The sequence below is a fragment of the Nocardioides sp. genome (assembly GCF_036267815.1).
Taxonomy (GTDB): Bacteria; Actinomycetota; Actinomycetes; order Propionibacteriales; family Nocardioidaceae; genus Nocardioides.
This window is the reverse complement of sequence record NZ_DATAVI010000060.1, coordinates 1-15,742: the sequence shown is the minus strand read 5'-3', so window position 1 is coordinate 15,742 and position 15,742 is coordinate 1. Positions and strand designations below refer to the sequence as shown.

The following is a 15,742-nucleotide window of genomic DNA, read 5'->3' as shown; positions in this document are numbered from 1 at the left end:
GCCGCCGACCTTCACGGAAGCCTGAGCGTGCTCAGCGCCGGATCTGGCCTCGGTGGCCGAGGATCAGCCGACCGGCCCGGTGGTGCCTCTTCTTGTGGTGGTGCCTCTTCTTGTGGTGGTGGTGCCTGCCATGGTGCTTCCTGTGGTGGTGCTTGCCGCGGTGTGAGCCGAAGCTGAACATCCCGTCCAGGGACCCCGCGCTCGCGTCGAACGACGCGTCACCGACCCGGCCGGTCCTCCAGTTGTCCTCGATGAACTTCAAGATCGAGGCCTGCTCCATGACCGGCTTGTGGTCGACGAAGTTCACCTTCGAGTACGGCGAGATCGCCAGCAGCGGCAGGCGCGGACCGTACCCACAGCGGTCCTGGTAGCCACCGACCGGCGACGCTTCCGAGGAGCACTCCGTGGAGTCGTTGGCCGGGTCGCTGGAGCCGTTGACCTTGGTGCCGTCCACGTGGTCGTACCAGCCGTCGGAGTCGTCGTAGGCGACGAAGATCGCAGTGTTCTTCCAGTACTGCGAGCTCTGGATCGCGTTGATCTCCTTGATCAGGAAGCTCTGCTCGTCCGTCGGGTCGGAGTAGCTGGCGTGGCCGTCCTGGAACTCCGCGGCCTTCAAGAAGCTGACGGCCGGGAGGTCTCCCGCCTTGAGCACCTGGGAGAAGTAGCTCAGGTCGTACTGGTGGTTGGCCTGGTCGGTCCTCCCGACCATTGACACCGACGTCGGCGGCAGGTGGTGCGGGTTGGACGTCGAGGCGTAGTACGCGAACGGGTTGTGATGGGCGCTGTAGTCCACCACCGAGGCACCGGCCTGGTTGGTGTGGGTCGTCCCGCACACGGCGTACGTCCCCGAGCCGGCGTACGCCGTCGACGGGGCGAAGCCGCCCTGGAACCAGCCCCAGGTGACGCCCTTGGCGTTGAGCAGGTCACCGATGTTCTTCTGACCGGGCTGAGCGGCCGCCAGCGTGTTCGTCGAGGTGTGGTTGGTGTCCGAGCAGTCGTCGTAGGCCGGGTCGGGGTCGTTGATGACCGTGCCGACGCCGTTGCTGTCCGGCGAGGCCAGGACGTAGCTGCCGGGGGTCGGGACCTGGACCCCGGTTGTCGAGTCGACCTCCTCGAAGCCGTGCGTCTGGGCGGAGACCAGGTTCAGCGCGCCCGGGGTGGACGGGCCGAAGGTGGTGTCGAAGGAGGCGTCGCTCATCGCGTAGTGCTGGGCGTAGTTCCAGAGCGCGGTGACCGTGTTGCCGTCGTAGTAGTCCATGGTCAGGCCGGGCTCGCCGAACAGCGCGCCCGTGCACGAGTCGACACTGACCTTCTGGACGAACATGTCCATCGCGCCGTTGTCCTCGGCCTGCTGCTCGGGACCGTAGTTGTGGTTCTGGTCGCAGGTCATCGCCTCGGACGGCGAGAGCCGCGAGGGGTTGTACTCGTTCGGGTTGTGGTTCAGCAGCCCGCCGTGCAGGAGGTTGTTGTTCGCCGGCGTCTTCTTGGCGGCGTGGAACGGCGTGCCGTCGAGGTTGAGCGCCTTCGGGTAGGTGCCGAAGTAGTGGTCGTAGGAGACGTTCTCGTCGAAGAGCACGACCACGTGCTGGATCGGGGTGGAGGTGGTGGTCGCGGTCCTGGTGCTGGCAGTGGGGATCCGAGCCGTGGCCGGAGAGCCCTGGGTGGCCAGGACGAGTCCGCCTGTTGCGAGCATGGCAACGGCCACGCTCCCGAAGTACCGCGTGCGGCGCTGAGGCATCTGCGGTGTTCCTTTCGATGATGGTGCCTCCACCCCAGCCCTCCCGCGTGAAAGTGGAGAGGTCCCCAGATGACCGGTCGATGAACCTCCCGCGTCGGCTGGGACTCACCGGGACGCTGGACCGGCCCGATGGCGTGCGGGCGGTCAGGAGAGGAGCTGTCGGCCGTACCAGTCCTCGGTGTCGCGGACGCCGGGGAGGGCGAAGAAGTAGCCGCCGCCGACCGGGGAGACGTAGTCGACGAGGGGCTCGTCGGCGAGCCGCCTCTGGACGGCGACGAAGCCGCGGTCCAGGTCTTGCTGGTAGCAGGCGAAGACCAGGCCGCAGTCGAGGTTGCCGTTGACGTCCAGGCCCCGGTCGTAGTTGTACCCGCGCCTCAGGAGCTGGTTCTTCGCCGTCTGCGGGGTGCGTGGGTTGGCGACCCGGATGTGTGCGTCAAGCGGCGTCGTCGCCCCGACCGGGTCGTTGTGGTAGTCGGGGGTGTCGGTCTCGGCAGTGCCGGACAGGGGCGCTCCGGTGTCGCGACGACGTCCGATCATCTTCTCCTGCTCCTCGATGCTCACCCGGTCCCAGAACTCCACGAGCATCCGGATCACGCGCACGACCTGGTAGCTGCCGCCGGCGGTCCAGGCCGGCTCCCCCGGCCCGGTCCAGACGAGCTGGTCGAAGTCGTCGGTGGGCGGGTGGGCGATGCCGTCCTTGAAGCCCAGCAGGTTGCGTGGGGCACCGGTCGGGCGCGGCAGGGAGGCGAAGCCGTCGATGCGCCACCGCGGCTCGATCAGCCCGCGGGTGACCTTGAGGAGATGTCGCAGCGCGTGGATGACGGTGTCGGGGTGGTCGGCGCAGATCTGCACCATCAGGTCGCCGTGGCACTGGGCGGGGTCGAGGTCGTCGTTGGGGAAGGTGTCCATGGGCCGCAGCCGACGGGGCTTGCGGCCGGCGAGCCCGAAGCGGTGGTCGAAGAGCGTCGACCCGACGCCGACCGTCACGCTCAGCCCGTCGGCGGCGACGACCGGGCCCAGCGTGCCGTCGTCCGACGGCGGCGCACCGAGGCCGGCATCGGGTGGCGTCCAGCCGGCGGTCAGCCATCGGGCGTTCTGGGTGAGCAGCTTCAGGAGCAGGGCCAGCTCGCCGCGGGTCGAGGCCGTGACGTCGGCGGCCAGGAAGACGGCGGCCGACTGCCGCGTCGTCCGGATGCCCGCCTGATGGTCGCCGTGGAAGGCGATCACGCCCCCGCTCGCGGGCGTCCGGGCGTCGTCGGCACGAGCGCCGGCCGCGAGCCCGGCTGCCGTGGCTACTGCTCCGACGGCGGCGGCACCGGTGAGGACACGGCGACGTGGGACCTGCATCAGTCTCCTCCGGCGAGGCGCTCCGAGGCGAACGTCAGCCGCGGCTCGAGGGTGGCGGGGATCGTGGCGAGCCGCTCGGTGAGCAGGCTCAGGGCCGCGTCGAGCCGCTCCCGCTCGGCGCGGGGCAGGCGAGCGAGCGGCACGTGACCGTTCGCGCGGGTCGCGAGGGTGAACGCCGCCAGGGCCTGCCGCAGCGCGACCCGGATCCGGGCCGGGTGAGCGACCCGTCTGCTGATCGGTGCTGCCAGGGCGTGCAGGACGGCCCCTGTCCCGACGAGCTCGGCGCGGACGCTGTCGAGGTCGGTGTGGCTGCCGAAGTCGTCCTCCCCCGTCAGCTGGAACTGGAGCGCGTTCTCGGAGATCTCGTGCGCCCGGAGCGTGAGCGTGAGCGGGTCGACCTGCATGGACCCGACCTGGCGCGGGAGCTGCGCCACGGCGCGGTCGAGCGCGGTGGCGTCCCCGGGCAGCCGGCTCGCGGTGGGGTGCCCCCACAGGTCGCGCTCGACGCGGTGGAACCCGGTCCAGTGCGCGCTCGACGTGCCGCCGGGGAGCCCGGCGGGCAGACCGTCGATCTCCTCGCCCAGGTCGCCGAACGCGTCGTACGACGCTCCTAGCCGCTGGTAGTCCAGGTGCGCCGTGAGCCACGCAGCCCGCGCGGCGGCGGTGTCGCCCTGGTCGACCAGGGTCCGGAGCCGGCGCGTGGCCCGCACGAGCCCGGGCAGCTGACGCCGGGTCCAGGCCTGGTAGCGCACGGCGGAGGGGACGAGCTGGCTCTGGGTCAGGATCGGTACCCCGGGGGCACCGGAGCCCGCCCCGGTGAGGGTGAGGCTGGGACCGATGACGGGCGCCTGGTCCTCCATCAGGCAGACCAGCGAGTACCGGCCGGCCGACAGCGGGACGTGCAGCGCGACGGTGGTGCCCGGGCCGAACGGCTCGATGTCGGCGTACACCAGGCCCCGGTGCCGGCCGAGCCCCACGATCTGGACCTCGCCGGCGTCCTGGTCGGCGTTGTGCACGGTCAGGTCCTGCTCGCCCGCGTGGGTCGGGTGCCACGACGAGCCGCAGTCGGAGGTGGAGATGTCGACCGCCGAGGAGACGGCGCCGGACGCGCTGCTCGTGGCGGTGCCCCGGGCCCCGTGCGAGCCGCAGCCGGCCAGCACGAGCGAAGCCACCACCGCGAGGACGACGGCTGGCCCGGCGGTGACGGCGGACGTGGGACGACGCATGGCAGCGTCACGCTAGGAGGCACAGATCGCGGGTCGGGGTGTGCGGGACGACGGCCGGGTGAACGCTGGACGAACGGCCTCAGGGGTTGCTGGGCGAGGCCATGACGTGGGCGCCGCCCTTGCAGGTGGCGAACGCCGCCTCCGGCGCGGTGTGCCCGTCGCCGTAGAACCCGATGAAGGTCGGCAGCCGCGGGTCGTCGGGGCCATTCAGGTCGAGCTGGGCGTCCCAGACAGTGACCACCACCGGCGCGGGCAGCCCGGGATACGGCGAGAGCATGATCTTGCCGGTCTTGACCGCGCCCAGCGCCGACTCCAGCTTCTGGATCCCGGCCGAGTCCAAGCCCGGACGGTAGGTGATCCACACGGTGCCGTGCTCGAGGTCGTGCACCGCGTTCTCGTTGCGCGGGGGTGCCTGGTAGACGCCGCAGTCGTCCCAGGTCGGGTCGTGCGGGCCGCCCGCCGGCGGGACCTGCCGGTAGTGGACCGGGTCGGTGGTGTGCTGGGCGCCGACGAAGTCGTAGTACCTCGTCGCCTTCAGGGCCGGGATGTCGTTGTGCGGGTCACCGCCCCGCGGCGGACGCGTCGCCTTGTAGACCTCGAAGATCAGGGCGGCGACCAGCACCAGCACGGCGACCAGCACGATCAGGCGCCGGACCTGCGGGTTGCCCGCGCTCGGGCGGGTGCTCGACACGCGGGAAGGGTACCGGGGCCGCAGGCTCGGTCAGGGCGAGACGAGCGTCTCGGCGAGCCCGGGCCCCGACTCGCGCAGTCGGCGCAGGGCGTCCCTCGTCTGCGACTTGACGGTGCCGATTCCGATGCCCAGCGCCTCCGCGGTCTGGGCCTTCGTGAGGTCCTCGTAGTAGCGCAGGACGATCACCGCGCGCTGACGCGGGGCGAGCACTCCGAGCACGGCTTGCAGGGCCAGCCGGTCCTCAGCCCCGGATACGTCGTGGGCAGGCGTCGCGCGGTCCGCAGGCGACTCCGTGACGACCTCGCGCCAGCGCCGGGAGCGCCAGCGGGAGACGTTCGCCCGGACCAGGATGCTCCGCACGTAGGGCCCGGGGTCGCCGTTGATCCGCCGCCAGGCCCCCACGGCCTTGACCAGGCTCTGCTGGAGCAGGTCCTCGGCGTCGTGGTGGTCGCCGGTCAGGAGGTACGCCGTGCGCAGCAGCGCGGCGTACCTCGCGGCGACGAACGCCTCGAAGTCCTCACGCCCGCCAGCCACGAGACCTCCGGTAGAGCAGCGCCAGGCCGGCCAGCACGGCCAGCAACCCGAGCGAGCCCGCCTCCGCGCGACTGCTCCACGGCGAGGGCGGCGCGTCGGCGTGTGCCGACGGGGCGGCAAGCAGGGCGGGGGCGATCTGGAGGCCGTCGACCAGGTGCTGGTCGGCACCTGTGTCGCACCAGGCCGTGGACCTGTCCGGTGCCGGCGTCCACGCTGACCAGGCTGCTGTGCAGCCCGTCCGTCACGCTGGTGCGGCGCCCTGTCACGACCTCGGTGTCGCCCCGCCAGCCGATCACCCAGACCGCTCCGTCGTGGGGTCCCGCGAGGTGCAGCGTCACCGGATCTCCGAGCACGGCACCTGCCCGCGTCAGCGGCACGATCCGGAGCACGCGCGGGCGGTTGTCCGAGGTCGCGGCCAGGGACCGGCCGTCCGGGGAGAGCACGGCCTGGTGGACCTGGAGCGACAGCTGCAGCACTGGTCGGTGCCCGGAGGTGTGGCGTCGATCAGGTCGACCCGGTGCGAGTCACCAGAGACGGCCAGTCGACCTCGGGTGGCGCTGGTGGAGTCCTGGTCGACGAAGAGCGGAAGGTGACCGCTCAGGACCTGCGGCCGCGTCTCCCGAGCCGGCACCCACGTGGACAAAGCCCTCCCAGCGGCTCTGGCAGCAGCTGCCCTCCTCCTCGTCACCCTGCGAGGCCTGGCTCAGTCCCAGCACCAAGGTCTGGTCGTCGCCCCAGATGAGCAGGGCGGGTCGAGGCCGTGCACGGTCTGGAGCGGCGAGCTCACCACGGCGCCCGTCGTGGTGTCGCAGACGGCGACCCCGGTGATGGTCGCTCCGACGAGGTGGGCGTTCGGAGTGCCGCTCGGCCTTCCGGTGGTCCAGAAGGCCAGATGCCGGCCGTCCGGCGAGAGCGCGGGCGGCGCCAGCTCGTCGGCCCCGGACGTGGTCACGGCGTTGGCCGGCAGGTCGAGGAAGACGTACTGGCCGCTCGCGGCGGTGACCCCGACGAGGCCGGGCGTCGTGTGCCGGAGCGACGCGTGGCGGGCCGGGACCAGGGCTACCAGCGGACCCGGCGGCCAGGCGAACGCCGGCAGCCACCGGCTCGGGTCGAAGAACTCGTCGGGAGGATGTGCGCTGCCGTGCGTGTCCGCGGGCTCGACCGGCCGCGCGGCGTGCCGGGCGAACCCACCCAAGCCCCAAGCAGGACGACCACCGCGGCGACGCCCGCGCGGCCGGCCATGACCACCCGCCGGCGACGTACTCCCCGGTCCCACAGGTCCGGCGGCGCCGAGGCCGGTGGGCTCTGGGCCGCCAGCCCCCCGAGCCGGTCCTTCAGGTCGGTCGTCATCCGTGCTCCTCCGCAGCGACATCCTCACCCCTACGCCTCGAGCGGCGGTTCCGGAGGGGTCGGACCGCTCAGGTGACCGAGCGGAGCACCAGGGCGAGGGCCGAGACCGTGCACACGACCAGCACGGCGCCGCGGAAGGCGTCGCCGGCGACCAGGGCGCGCGTGCGCCGGCCCGCGACGTACCCGATGAGGACGACGGGGGCGAGCACCAGCGCCAGCAGCGACGGCTCCCGGTCGAGGGAGCCGGAGATCCACAGCCCGATGAGACTCACGATGACGCCGACGAAGAAGAACACCGAGAGGGTGGCCCGCACCACCTCGGGGATCCCGCGCTGGTAGAGCAGGGCGATCGGCGGCCCCCCGACCGAGGTCGCCGTGCCCGTCGCGCCGGCCACGAACCCGGCGGCCGCCAGGCTGGCGGGGTTCAGGGGTACGTCGACGGTGCGGAGCGTGAGCGCCACGGCCGCCAGCACCATCACCGCGAGCGCCAGCCCGATCTCCCGCTCGCTGAACGACGCGACCAGCCAGGCACCCAGGACCGTCCCCGGAACCCGGGCTGGCAGGGACCAGGCCGTCGAGCGCCAGTCGACGTGCTCGTGCTCGTCGAGCAGGTTCAGACCTGCCACCAGCAAGGCGAGCCACAGCGGGAGGACCGGGACCAGGGAGGGCTCGAGGAGCGCCACGACCGGCGCGCTGAGCAGCCCCAGCCCGAGCCCGACCACGGCCTGGACGTAGGCGCCGACCGTCGCGGCCAGGCCGATCAGGACCAGGGCCTGCCAGGAGAGGTCGGTCAACGGGGCCCGCGCATCGGGCCGCCCGGGCGCTCGTAGGACTCCGCCACGATCTCGGCCACCACCGACAGCGCGATCTCGCCCGGATCCTTGCCCCCCAGGTTGTGCCCCGCGGGGACGTGCAGCTTGTCCAGACCTGGCGCGGCCTCGTCGGCGAGGTCGGCCAGCAGGCCTTCGGAACGTCGCCGGCTGGCCATCATCGCGACGTACGACGCGCGCGAGGCCAGCGCGTCCCGCAGGAACCGCGGGGCGTCCGGGGCGTCGTGGTCGCAGAGCACCACGGCGTCGCCGGCCGCGGGGTCGAGAGGCGCGAGCCCCGGCCCGCCCTCGTCGTCCGCCTGGACGACGACGACCCGGCCGGTCGCGGTGCCGATCGCGACGATGGCGCGCGAGATCGGGTTGTCGCTGAGCACCAGGATGCGACCGCGCTCGGGCGCCTCGTCGGACCAGGGCTGCTCGCGATGCGTCGGGACCACGAGACCACCTTGCCAGGCATGACTTCACGAACTGTCACGACCCGAACAGTCGGCGGCTGCCATCTGGTGTTGGCTTCTCGACAGCCGCCCTCGTGGGAACCCGCGGGGGTGGCACCCAAAGGCCACGGCGGCCGTCGTTCCCAGATCCCCGTCGAAGGAACGGCGGCCGTCGTGCCGGCCCCGCACCCGCGTTGCCGGACTCGTGGTCGTCGCCCTCGGATCCCCGTCACGAGGGCGGCGACCACACCCAGGTCGTCATGACCGACGCACGCCGTAGGTCCGGTGGGCTCCATGTCGGGGTCGGATCTGCAACTTGTGTCAGGTCGCTGACAGAAAGAGGCCGGCCCAGCCGGTTGTCTGGTCCTGGCACGGACGTCGACCGGTCGTCGCCGTGTCGTGCGCGGCTGCCCTTCCCGCCCCTCTCCCGGTGCGGAGGGGCAGCCGTTGCGCACGTCAGGGCGCGAACCACGGGCCCGGTCCTCAGGTGGTCCCTTCGGCCCGCAGCGCGGACTCGACCCGCTCGACCTTGGCCGTCAGCTGACCGTCGTCGTAGCCCCGGCGGAGGTCCGCCTTCAGCACCAGCCCGACCCGGGGCGAGGTCTCAGCGACCGCGAACACCGCGCGCTTGACGACCGCCATCACCTCGTCCCACTCCCCCTCGATGTTGGTGAACATCGCATTGGTCTCGTTCGGCAGACCCGACTCTCGGATGAGCCGGACGGCCTCGGCGACGGACGCGCTGACGCCGCCGCTCGCGTCGGTGGACCCGCCGGACGGACTGATGCTGATGGCAACGAGCATGGAGCCACCGTAGCCGTGAGGCGTGCGTCCCGGCGGCGGGACCCCGAGGTCGTCGGGGCCGGCCCCTAGGGGTCGCCGGACGCCGAGGCAGGGCCCGGATCAGCGCCCTCCCCGATGTGCGCACCGGGGCGCACGGGCGAGAGTCCTGGCCATGATCATCGTCGACTCACTGAGCAAGAAGTACGGCGGCTTCACCGCCGTCGACCACGTGACCTTCCGCGCCGAGCCAGGACGGGTGACCGGCTTCCTCGGCCCCAACGGCGCCGGGAAGTCCACGACCATGCGGATCCTGGTCGGCCTCACCCCGGCGACCTCGGGCTCCGTCACGGTGCTCGGCCGCCGGTACGCCGACCTGCCGAACCCCGGTCGGGAGATCGGCGTACTCCTCGACGCGTCGGCGCAGCACGCCGGCCGCACGGGGCGCGAGATCCTGACCCTGGCCCAGCACACGATGCGGGTGCCGGCGTCGCGGGTGGACCAGATGCTCGACCTGGTGAGCCTCACCGACGACGAGTCGGCACGCCGAGTGCGCGACTACTCACTCGGCATGCGCCAGCGGCTCGGTATCGCGACCGCGCTGATCGGAGACCCGGAGGTCCTCGTGCTCGACGAGCCGGCCAACGGCCTGGACCCGGCCGGCATCCGCTGGATGCGCGACCTGCTCCGCGGCTTCGCCAACCAGGGCGGCACCGTGCTGCTCTCCTCCCACCTCCTGCACGAGATCGAGGTCGTCGCTGACGACCTCGTGGTCATCGGGAACGGGCGCATCGTCGCGGCCGGCACCAAGAGCGAGCTGCTCGAGGCCGCCGGCACGTTCGCCAGCGCCGCCGACGTGGCCTGCCTGGCCACCGCGCTCACCCACGCCGGGCACACCGCCGAGACATCGCTGGGCGGCCTGCGCACCGACGCCGACACCGCCCAGGTCGGACGGGTGGCGCTGGCCGCCGGCGTCGCCCTGACCGAGCTCCGTCCGGCCGACGGAGCAGGCCTGGAGGAGATGTTCCTCGAGCTCACCAAGGACAACGCACGAGAGGACGTGGCGGCATGAGCACCACCACTACCAGCACCAGCACGTCGACCAGCCCAGGGACGAGTAGCCAGATGAGCACCGCAGTCATGGAGAACACCCACATCAGGGAGCGCGAACGACCGCGCACCCCCCACGAGCGAGTCCCGTTCCGCACCGTCGCCGGGGTCGAGCTGCGCAAGGCGCTCGACACCCGGTCGGGGTTCTGGCTCCTGGTCTCGATCGCCGCCGCCGGCGTGCTGGCCACGGGCGCCGTCCTGGCCTTCGCGTCGGACAGCGACATGACCTACGACAACTTCGCCGGGGCGATCGGCGTCCCGATGACGATCCTGCTGCCTGTCGTCTCGATCCTGCTGGTGACCGGCGAGTGGAGCCAGCGAGCGGGCCTCACGACGTTCACCCTGGTGCCGCACCGGGGCCGGGTGATCCGCGCCAAGCTCGCGGTCACGATGGCGATCGGGGTCGCCTCGATGGCCACGGCGCTCGCGATCGGCGCGGTCGGCAACATCGTCGCGTCGCAGCTCATGGGCCTCCACACCACCTGGGACCTCTCTCCGGTCGCCATCGCCTACATCGTCGGCGCGGACCTGATCGGGATGCTGGTCGGCTTCATGCTCGGAGTCCTCACCCGCAACTCCGCGGGCGCGATCGTCGGGTACTTCACCTACTGGTTCGTCGTGCCGACCCTGTCGATGGTGCTGGCCGCCAACCAGCACTGGTTCGAGAAGGCCCAGCCGTGGGTCGACTTCAACTTCGACCAGGGCAAGCTCTACGACGGCGGGTTCTCCGGGCAGGACTGGGCCCAGCTCGCGGTCACCGGGACGGTCTGGCTGCTCCTGCCCCTGGCCTTCGGCCTCTGGCGGGTCATGCGGGCCGAGGTCAAGTAACCGCCGCAGCACCGCGACGTCATACGTTCCGTGGGCTATAGCCCTCGGAACGTATGACGTTGTGCTCGTCGAGGTCGGGGACCACGGCTCGAAGACGGGCCAGGGCGTCCCTGCTCTGCGACTTCACCGTTCCGACCGAGATGCCGAGGGCCTCGCCGGTCTGCACCTCCGTCAGGTCCTCGAAGTAGCGCAGCACGATGACCGCGCGCTGGCGCGGCGCCCAGCCGCCCCAGCGCCTGCCGGAGCACGAGCCGACCAGTCGAGGTCCACGGGCTCGGTCTGTAGAGCCGGTCCGGGATCTGAAGGGCTGCTCCCCCGGCGTCGCCAGCCGACGCCGTTGGCGCCGCCGTCCCTCGCGCCAGGGGCCGTCCGACGAGATCGTCCCCGGGGCGTCCTCGGCCAGCTCGCGAAGCCGCTCGGCAAGCTGCCTGGTCACCAGAACCTCCGGTCGTATGCATCCATCACACACGCTTCACGCCACGAGCGCCGGATTCGGAGGGGTCCCCCGCCACTCAACGGGTCAGAACTCGCCACTCAACGGGTCAGGAGGCTGCGCAGCACATACGGCATGATCCCGCCGTTGCGGTAGTAGTGCGCCTCGCCCGGCGTGTCGATGCGCAGGGCCGCCTCGAACTCGTCGGTGCGGCCGTCCTTCTCCACCGAGACCGTGACAGTGCGCGGGATGCCACCGTCGTTCAGCTCGGTGACACCGGAGATCGAGATGGTCTCCTCGCCGGTCAGGCCCATGTCGTCGGCGGTCTTGCCGGCCGGGAACTGAAGCGGCAGCACCCCCATCCCGATCAGGTTCGAGCGGTGGATGCGCTCGTAGGACTCCGCGATCACCGCTCGGACCCCCAGCAGAGCGGTGCCCTTGGCCGCCCAGTCGCGCGAGGAGCCGGAGCCGTACTCCTTGCCGGCGAGCACGACCAGCGGGATGCCCTCGCGCTGGTAGCCCTCCGAGGCCTCGAAGACGGTCTTCACCTCGCCGTCGTCGGTGAAGTCCCGGGTGAGGCCGCCCTCGGTCCCGGGAGCGATCTGGTTGCGGAGCCGGATGTTGGCGAAGGTCCCCCGGATCATCACCTCGTGGTTGCCGCGCCGGGACCCGTAGGAGTTGAAGTCGCGCTGCTCCACGCCGTGCTCGGCTAGGTACCGCCCGGCCGGGCTGTCCTTCTTGATCGCCCCGGCCGGGCTGATGTGGTCGGTGGTCACCGAGTCGCCGAGCTTCAGCAGCACCCGGGCCCCCTCGATGTCGGTCACCGGCTCCGGCTCGGACGGCATGCCGTCGAAGTACGGCGCCTTGCGCACGTACGTCGAGTCCTCGTCCCAGGCGAAGGTGTCGCCCTCGGGTGTCGGCAGCTCCTGCCAGCGCTGGTCGCCCGCGAACACGTCGGCGTAGTCGTCGGTGAACATGTCGGCGGTGATCGCCTCGCCGATCACCCGCTCGACGTCGGCCGGTGCCGGCCAGATGTCGGCGAGGAACACGTCGTTGCCCTCGGAGTCCTGCCCGAGCGGGTCCTCGAAGAGGTCGACCTTCATCGAGCCGGCGAGCGCGTAGGCGACGACCAGCGGCGGTGAGGCGAGGTAGTTCATCTTCACGTCCGGGTTGATCCGGCCCTCGAAGTTGCGGTTGCCGCTGAGCACGCTGACCACCGCGAGGTCCTTCTCGACCACGGCCGCGCTGATCTCCGGGATGAGGGGCCCGGAGTTGCCGATGCAGGTGGTGCAGCCGTAGCCGACGAGGTTGAAGCCGAGCTTGTCGAGGTACGGCGTGAGCCCGGCCCGCTCGTAGTAGTCGCTGACGACCTTCGAGCCGGGGGCCAGGGTCGTCTTGACCCACGGCTTGCGCTCCAGCCCCTTCTCGACGGCGTTCTTGGCCAGCAGGGCGGCGGCGATCATCACACTCGGGTTGGAGGTGTTGGTGCAGGAGGTGATCGCGGCGATCGAGACCGCGCCGTGGCCGATCTCGAAGCTCTCCCCGTCGAGGGTCACCTCGGCCGTCGCCTGCTCGTCGTCGGTGTAGTCGGCCAGCGCCTTCGCGAAGAGCTCGACCGCCTTGGTCACCTCGACCCGGTCCTGCGGTCGCTTCGGCCCCGCCAGGGACGGTACGACGGTCGACAGGTCGAGCTGGAGCCGCTCGCTGTAGCGGGGCTCGACGTAGTCGGCCGCTGACGGGTCGTGCCAGAGGCCCTGCTCCTTGGCGTAGGCCTCGACCAGGGCTAGCTGCTCATCGGGGCGGCCGGTGAGCCGGAGGTACTCGATGGTCTGTCGGTCGATCGGGAACACGGCGATGGTCGAGCCGAACTCCGGGCTCATGTTGCCGATCGTGGCCCGGTTGGCGACCGGCAGGGCCCCGACGCCCTCGCCGTAGAACTCCACGAACTTCCCGACCACGCCGTGCTCGCGCAGCATCTCGGTGATCGTGAGGACGAGGTCGGTGGCCGTCGAGCCCTCGGGCAGCTCACCGGCGAGCTCGAAGCCGACGACCCGCGGGATCAGCATGCTCACGGGCTGGCCCAGCATCGCCGCCTCGGCCTCGATCCCACCGACCCCCCAGCCGACGACGCCGATGCCGTTGACCATCGTCGTGTGGGAGTCGGTGCCGACGCAGGTGTCGGGGTAGGCGAGGGTCTCGCCGTCGTCGTCGCGGGTGAACACGACCCGCGCGAGGTGCTCGATGTTGACCTGGTGGACGATGCCGGTGCCGGGCGGCACGACCTTGAAGTCGGTGAAGGCGCCCTGGCCCCAGCGCAGGAACTGGTAGCGCTCCTTGTTGCGCTCGTACTCGATCTCGACGTTCCGCTCGAAGGCCTCGGGCGTGCCGAAGACGTCGGCGATCACCGAGTGGTCGATCACCAGCTCGGCCGGCGCCAGCGGGTTGATCCTGGTGGCGTCGCCGCCGAGGTCGGCCATCGCCTCGCGCATCGTCGCCAGGTCGACGACGCAGGGCACCCCGGTGAAGTCCTGCATGATCACCCGCGCCGGCGTGAACTGGATCTCCTTGTCCGGCTCGGCCGCAGGGTCCCAGCCGGCCAGCGCCCGGATGTCGTCGGCGGTGATGTCCTCGCCGTCCTCGGTGCGCAGGAGGTTCTCCAGGAGGACCTTCAGGGAGTACGGCAGGCTGGCGACGGAGGCCTCGAGACCGGCACCGGTGACGGCCGACAGCCGATAGACCTGGTAGGTGCGATCACCGGCCTCTAGCTCGCCCAACGCCCCGAAGCTGTCCTTGCTGGCCATCGTCCATCTCCTCGTGCCGTTCGCTGTCTGAGCCCATCTTCGTCCGCCCGGGTAGGCGGGTCGACAGCGGGGTTATCTTGATGTCAAGATACCTCGGGACCGCGCGAACGTCGAACCGGCCGCGCCGATCGCCGTTCAGACCGGCAGCCGCTCGCCCCGGCTCTCCAGGAGCTCGGCGGAGGCGGTCAGTCGCCAGGCCTCGAAGACCAGCTCGGCCAGCTCGTCGCGCTCGACGCCCTCGAGATGGGCGACCACCCAGCCGTAGCCGTACGCCGTGAACTGGACCTCGAACACCTCGGGGCGCTCGGCGACCAGCGCCTGCTGCTCGGCGATGGTCTGCCGCAGCCCGATCGTGCACGTCGGCTCCCAGAGGTACCCGAACGTGCGGCCCGCCACCTCCAGCTTGGTGTAGTGGAGGAGCTCGACCATCGCTGCGCCGTCGAGCTGTCCGGCGAGCTCGCGGGCGTCGGCGATGTCGCAGGGCATGCCGCCGATGCTGGCACAGACCTCCGACGGGCGGTCGCGCGACCACGCTGTGCTGGATGGAAGCGACGAGCACGTCCACCTCGCCGGGCATGCCTTCCCGGACAGCTGTGCCTCGGGCACCATCGGGCCGGCCTCCCCGGACCTGGGAGGCACCGCCGGGCCCCGATGAGCTCGCGGCCGTCGGCGACGCCGCAGGGCATGGCGTCCCCTCGACACGACCAGTGGTGGGCGAGTCAGCGCCGGGAGGGTGTCTACGGTGTCCGCGCCAGCGGGGCCTGGGCGCGAGCCCTGCGATGCCAGCGAAGCAGCAGCACGAAGGGAACGGCGAGCAGGGCGCCGATGGCCGCGCCGATGCCGTTGTGCAGCACGTCATGCAGGTCGAAGACGCGCCAGGGGAGGTAGTGCAGCTGGTACCACTCGATCGCCGAAGACCCGAGGACCCCGAGGGCGACGGCCACCAGGGGGTTGAGCAGGACGAGGGCGAGCAGGAAGCCCGCCGGGATGAAGAGCGCGACGTTCGCCTGGCCCTCGCTCATCGGGTAGAAGCGGTCGGTCACATCGAACGCCCGGCCCACCGCGGCGTTGCTGCCAAGGGTGAGCGTGCCGATGACGTAGCAGTAGAGACCGAGGAGAACGGCAGCAATCCAGCGCATGCCGTCCACCGTAGGCAGGCCACCGTGCGGCGCCCCTCCCCCTCAGGTGCCTTGTCCCGGTACCTCAGGACGAACGTTCCCGCGGGGTCACCAGGGCGACGCACTCGACGTGGTGGGTCATCGGGAAGACGCACATTGGTGCTGAGCGTGAGCGCGACCGCTTGCCAACAGCCGCGCTCGTCAGACGAAATGGCCTCCGCCCTGCGGAGATACCGCCTGAACCGCTCACCGCATCGGTATCTCACCCCTTCGCAAGCACTGACTCGCTCCGCGAGCGATCGCCTGCTGACGCGCTCGGGCTCACAGGGGACCCCTCGCGGCCGCTCAGGTGGTTCACCGTCTGCTGCGCGGCTCGGGGTGGGGTCGTGCTCAGCGCTGCCCGAGGGCGCGGGCGAGTTCGTCTCGTCCCATCTTCGACCGGCCCCGGAGGTCGCGGCGCTTCGCCTCCTCGTAGAGCTCCTGCCGCGTCTTGGGCTCGGCCGAGCCGGTGCGTTTGCGCGC

General features: G+C 71.3%; 15 protein-coding genes. 2 read left to right on the top strand and 13 right to left on the bottom strand.

Features of this window, described 5'->3' with window-relative positions; translation table 11 throughout:
* Window positions 1-31: 31 nt before the first annotated feature.
* The 9 genes from VHW64_RS12660 to VHW64_RS12620 all read right to left on the bottom strand — a co-directional run bounded on the left by VHW64_RS12660 (window position 32) and on the right by VHW64_RS12620 (window position 8,954).
* Window positions 32-1,738, bottom strand: coding sequence for an alkaline phosphatase family protein (locus tag VHW64_RS12660; RefSeq protein WP_329650920.1), 1,707 nt, complete (start codon window positions 1,736-1,738; stop codon window positions 32-34).
* 144 nt (window positions 1,739-1,882) lie between these two features.
* Window positions 1,883-3,085 (bottom strand): iron uptake transporter deferrochelatase/peroxidase subunit, encoded by a 1,203-nt coding sequence (gene efeB / locus VHW64_RS12655; protein ID WP_329650919.1) that lies wholly within the window; start codon window positions 3,083-3,085, stop codon window positions 1,883-1,885.
* Window positions 3,085-4,311, bottom strand: a complete 1,227-nt coding sequence (locus VHW64_RS12650; protein ID WP_329650918.1) for an EfeM/EfeO family lipoprotein — start codon at window positions 4,309-4,311, stop codon at window positions 3,085-3,087. The genes efeB and VHW64_RS12650 overlap by 1 nt, the downstream gene beginning before the upstream one ends.
* Before the next feature lie 79 nt (window positions 4,312-4,390).
* Window positions 4,391-5,002: a DUF3105 domain-containing protein gene (locus VHW64_RS12645; RefSeq protein WP_329650917.1), complete on the bottom strand. Its 612-nt coding sequence runs from the start codon at window positions 5,000-5,002 to the stop codon at window positions 4,391-4,393.
* A 30-nt stretch (window positions 5,003-5,032) separates the two neighbouring features.
* Window positions 5,033-5,536 (bottom strand): SigE family RNA polymerase sigma factor, encoded by a 504-nt coding sequence (locus tag VHW64_RS12640; protein WP_329650916.1) that lies wholly within the window; start codon window positions 5,534-5,536, stop codon window positions 5,033-5,035.
* 703 nt (window positions 5,537-6,239) lie between these two features.
* Window positions 6,240-6,731, bottom strand: coding sequence for a hypothetical protein (locus tag VHW64_RS12635; RefSeq protein ID WP_329650915.1), 492 nt, complete (start codon window positions 6,729-6,731; stop codon window positions 6,240-6,242).
* Between the two features lie 223 nt (window positions 6,732-6,954).
* Window positions 6,955-7,680, bottom strand: a complete 726-nt coding sequence (locus VHW64_RS12630; RefSeq protein WP_329650914.1) for a sulfite exporter TauE/SafE family protein — start codon at window positions 7,678-7,680, stop codon at window positions 6,955-6,957.
* Window positions 7,677-8,153, bottom strand: coding sequence for an XdhC family protein (locus VHW64_RS12625; protein ID WP_329650913.1), 477 nt, complete (start codon window positions 8,151-8,153; stop codon window positions 7,677-7,679). The genes VHW64_RS12630 and VHW64_RS12625 overlap by 4 nt, the downstream gene beginning before the upstream one ends.
* 480 nt (window positions 8,154-8,633) lie before the next feature.
* The gene (locus VHW64_RS12620; RefSeq protein WP_329650912.1) at window positions 8,634-8,954 is read right to left on the bottom strand and encodes a thiamine-binding protein; all 321 of its coding nucleotides are present in this window, start codon (window positions 8,952-8,954) and stop codon (window positions 8,634-8,636) included.
* A gap of 151 nt (window positions 8,955-9,105) precedes the next feature.
* Here VHW64_RS12620 and VHW64_RS12615 point away from each other — a divergent pair, with 151 nt between their 5' ends.
* Both VHW64_RS12615 and VHW64_RS12610 read left to right on the top strand, forming a co-directional pair.
* Complete coding sequence (locus VHW64_RS12615) at window positions 9,106-10,002, top strand: ABC transporter ATP-binding protein (protein WP_329650911.1); 897 nt, start codon at window positions 9,106-9,108, stop codon at window positions 10,000-10,002.
* 53 nt (window positions 10,003-10,055) lie between these two features.
* On the top strand, window positions 10,056-10,868 hold the full coding sequence (locus tag VHW64_RS12610) for an ABC transporter permease (protein ID WP_329650910.1): 813 nt from the start codon (window positions 10,056-10,058) through the stop codon (window positions 10,866-10,868).
* A gap of 19 nt (window positions 10,869-10,887) precedes the next feature.
* On the opposite strand, the gene VHW64_RS12605 is transcribed toward VHW64_RS12610, so the two are convergent.
* The 4 genes from VHW64_RS12605 to VHW64_RS12590 all read right to left on the bottom strand — a co-directional run bounded on the left by VHW64_RS12605 (window position 10,888) and on the right by VHW64_RS12590 (window position 15,241).
* Window positions 10,888-11,304: a sigma factor-like helix-turn-helix DNA-binding protein gene (locus tag VHW64_RS12605; protein WP_329650909.1), complete on the bottom strand. Its 417-nt coding sequence runs from the start codon at window positions 11,302-11,304 to the stop codon at window positions 10,888-10,890.
* A 98-nt stretch (window positions 11,305-11,402) separates the two neighbouring features.
* Window positions 11,403-14,102 carry an aconitate hydratase AcnA gene (acnA, locus tag VHW64_RS12600; protein ID WP_329650908.1) on the bottom strand — a complete coding sequence of 900 codons (2,700 nt, stop codon included), beginning with the start codon at window positions 14,100-14,102 and terminating at the stop codon, window positions 11,403-11,405.
* A gap of 135 nt (window positions 14,103-14,237) precedes the next feature.
* Window positions 14,238-14,588 carry an MmcQ/YjbR family DNA-binding protein gene (locus tag VHW64_RS12595; RefSeq protein WP_329650907.1) on the bottom strand — a complete coding sequence of 117 codons (351 nt, stop codon included), beginning with the start codon at window positions 14,586-14,588 and terminating at the stop codon, window positions 14,238-14,240.
* A gap of 251 nt (window positions 14,589-14,839) precedes the next feature.
* Window positions 14,840-15,241 (bottom strand): VanZ family protein, encoded by a 402-nt coding sequence (locus VHW64_RS12590; protein WP_329650906.1) that lies wholly within the window; start codon window positions 15,239-15,241, stop codon window positions 14,840-14,842.
* Window positions 15,242-15,742: the final 501 nt, after the last annotated feature.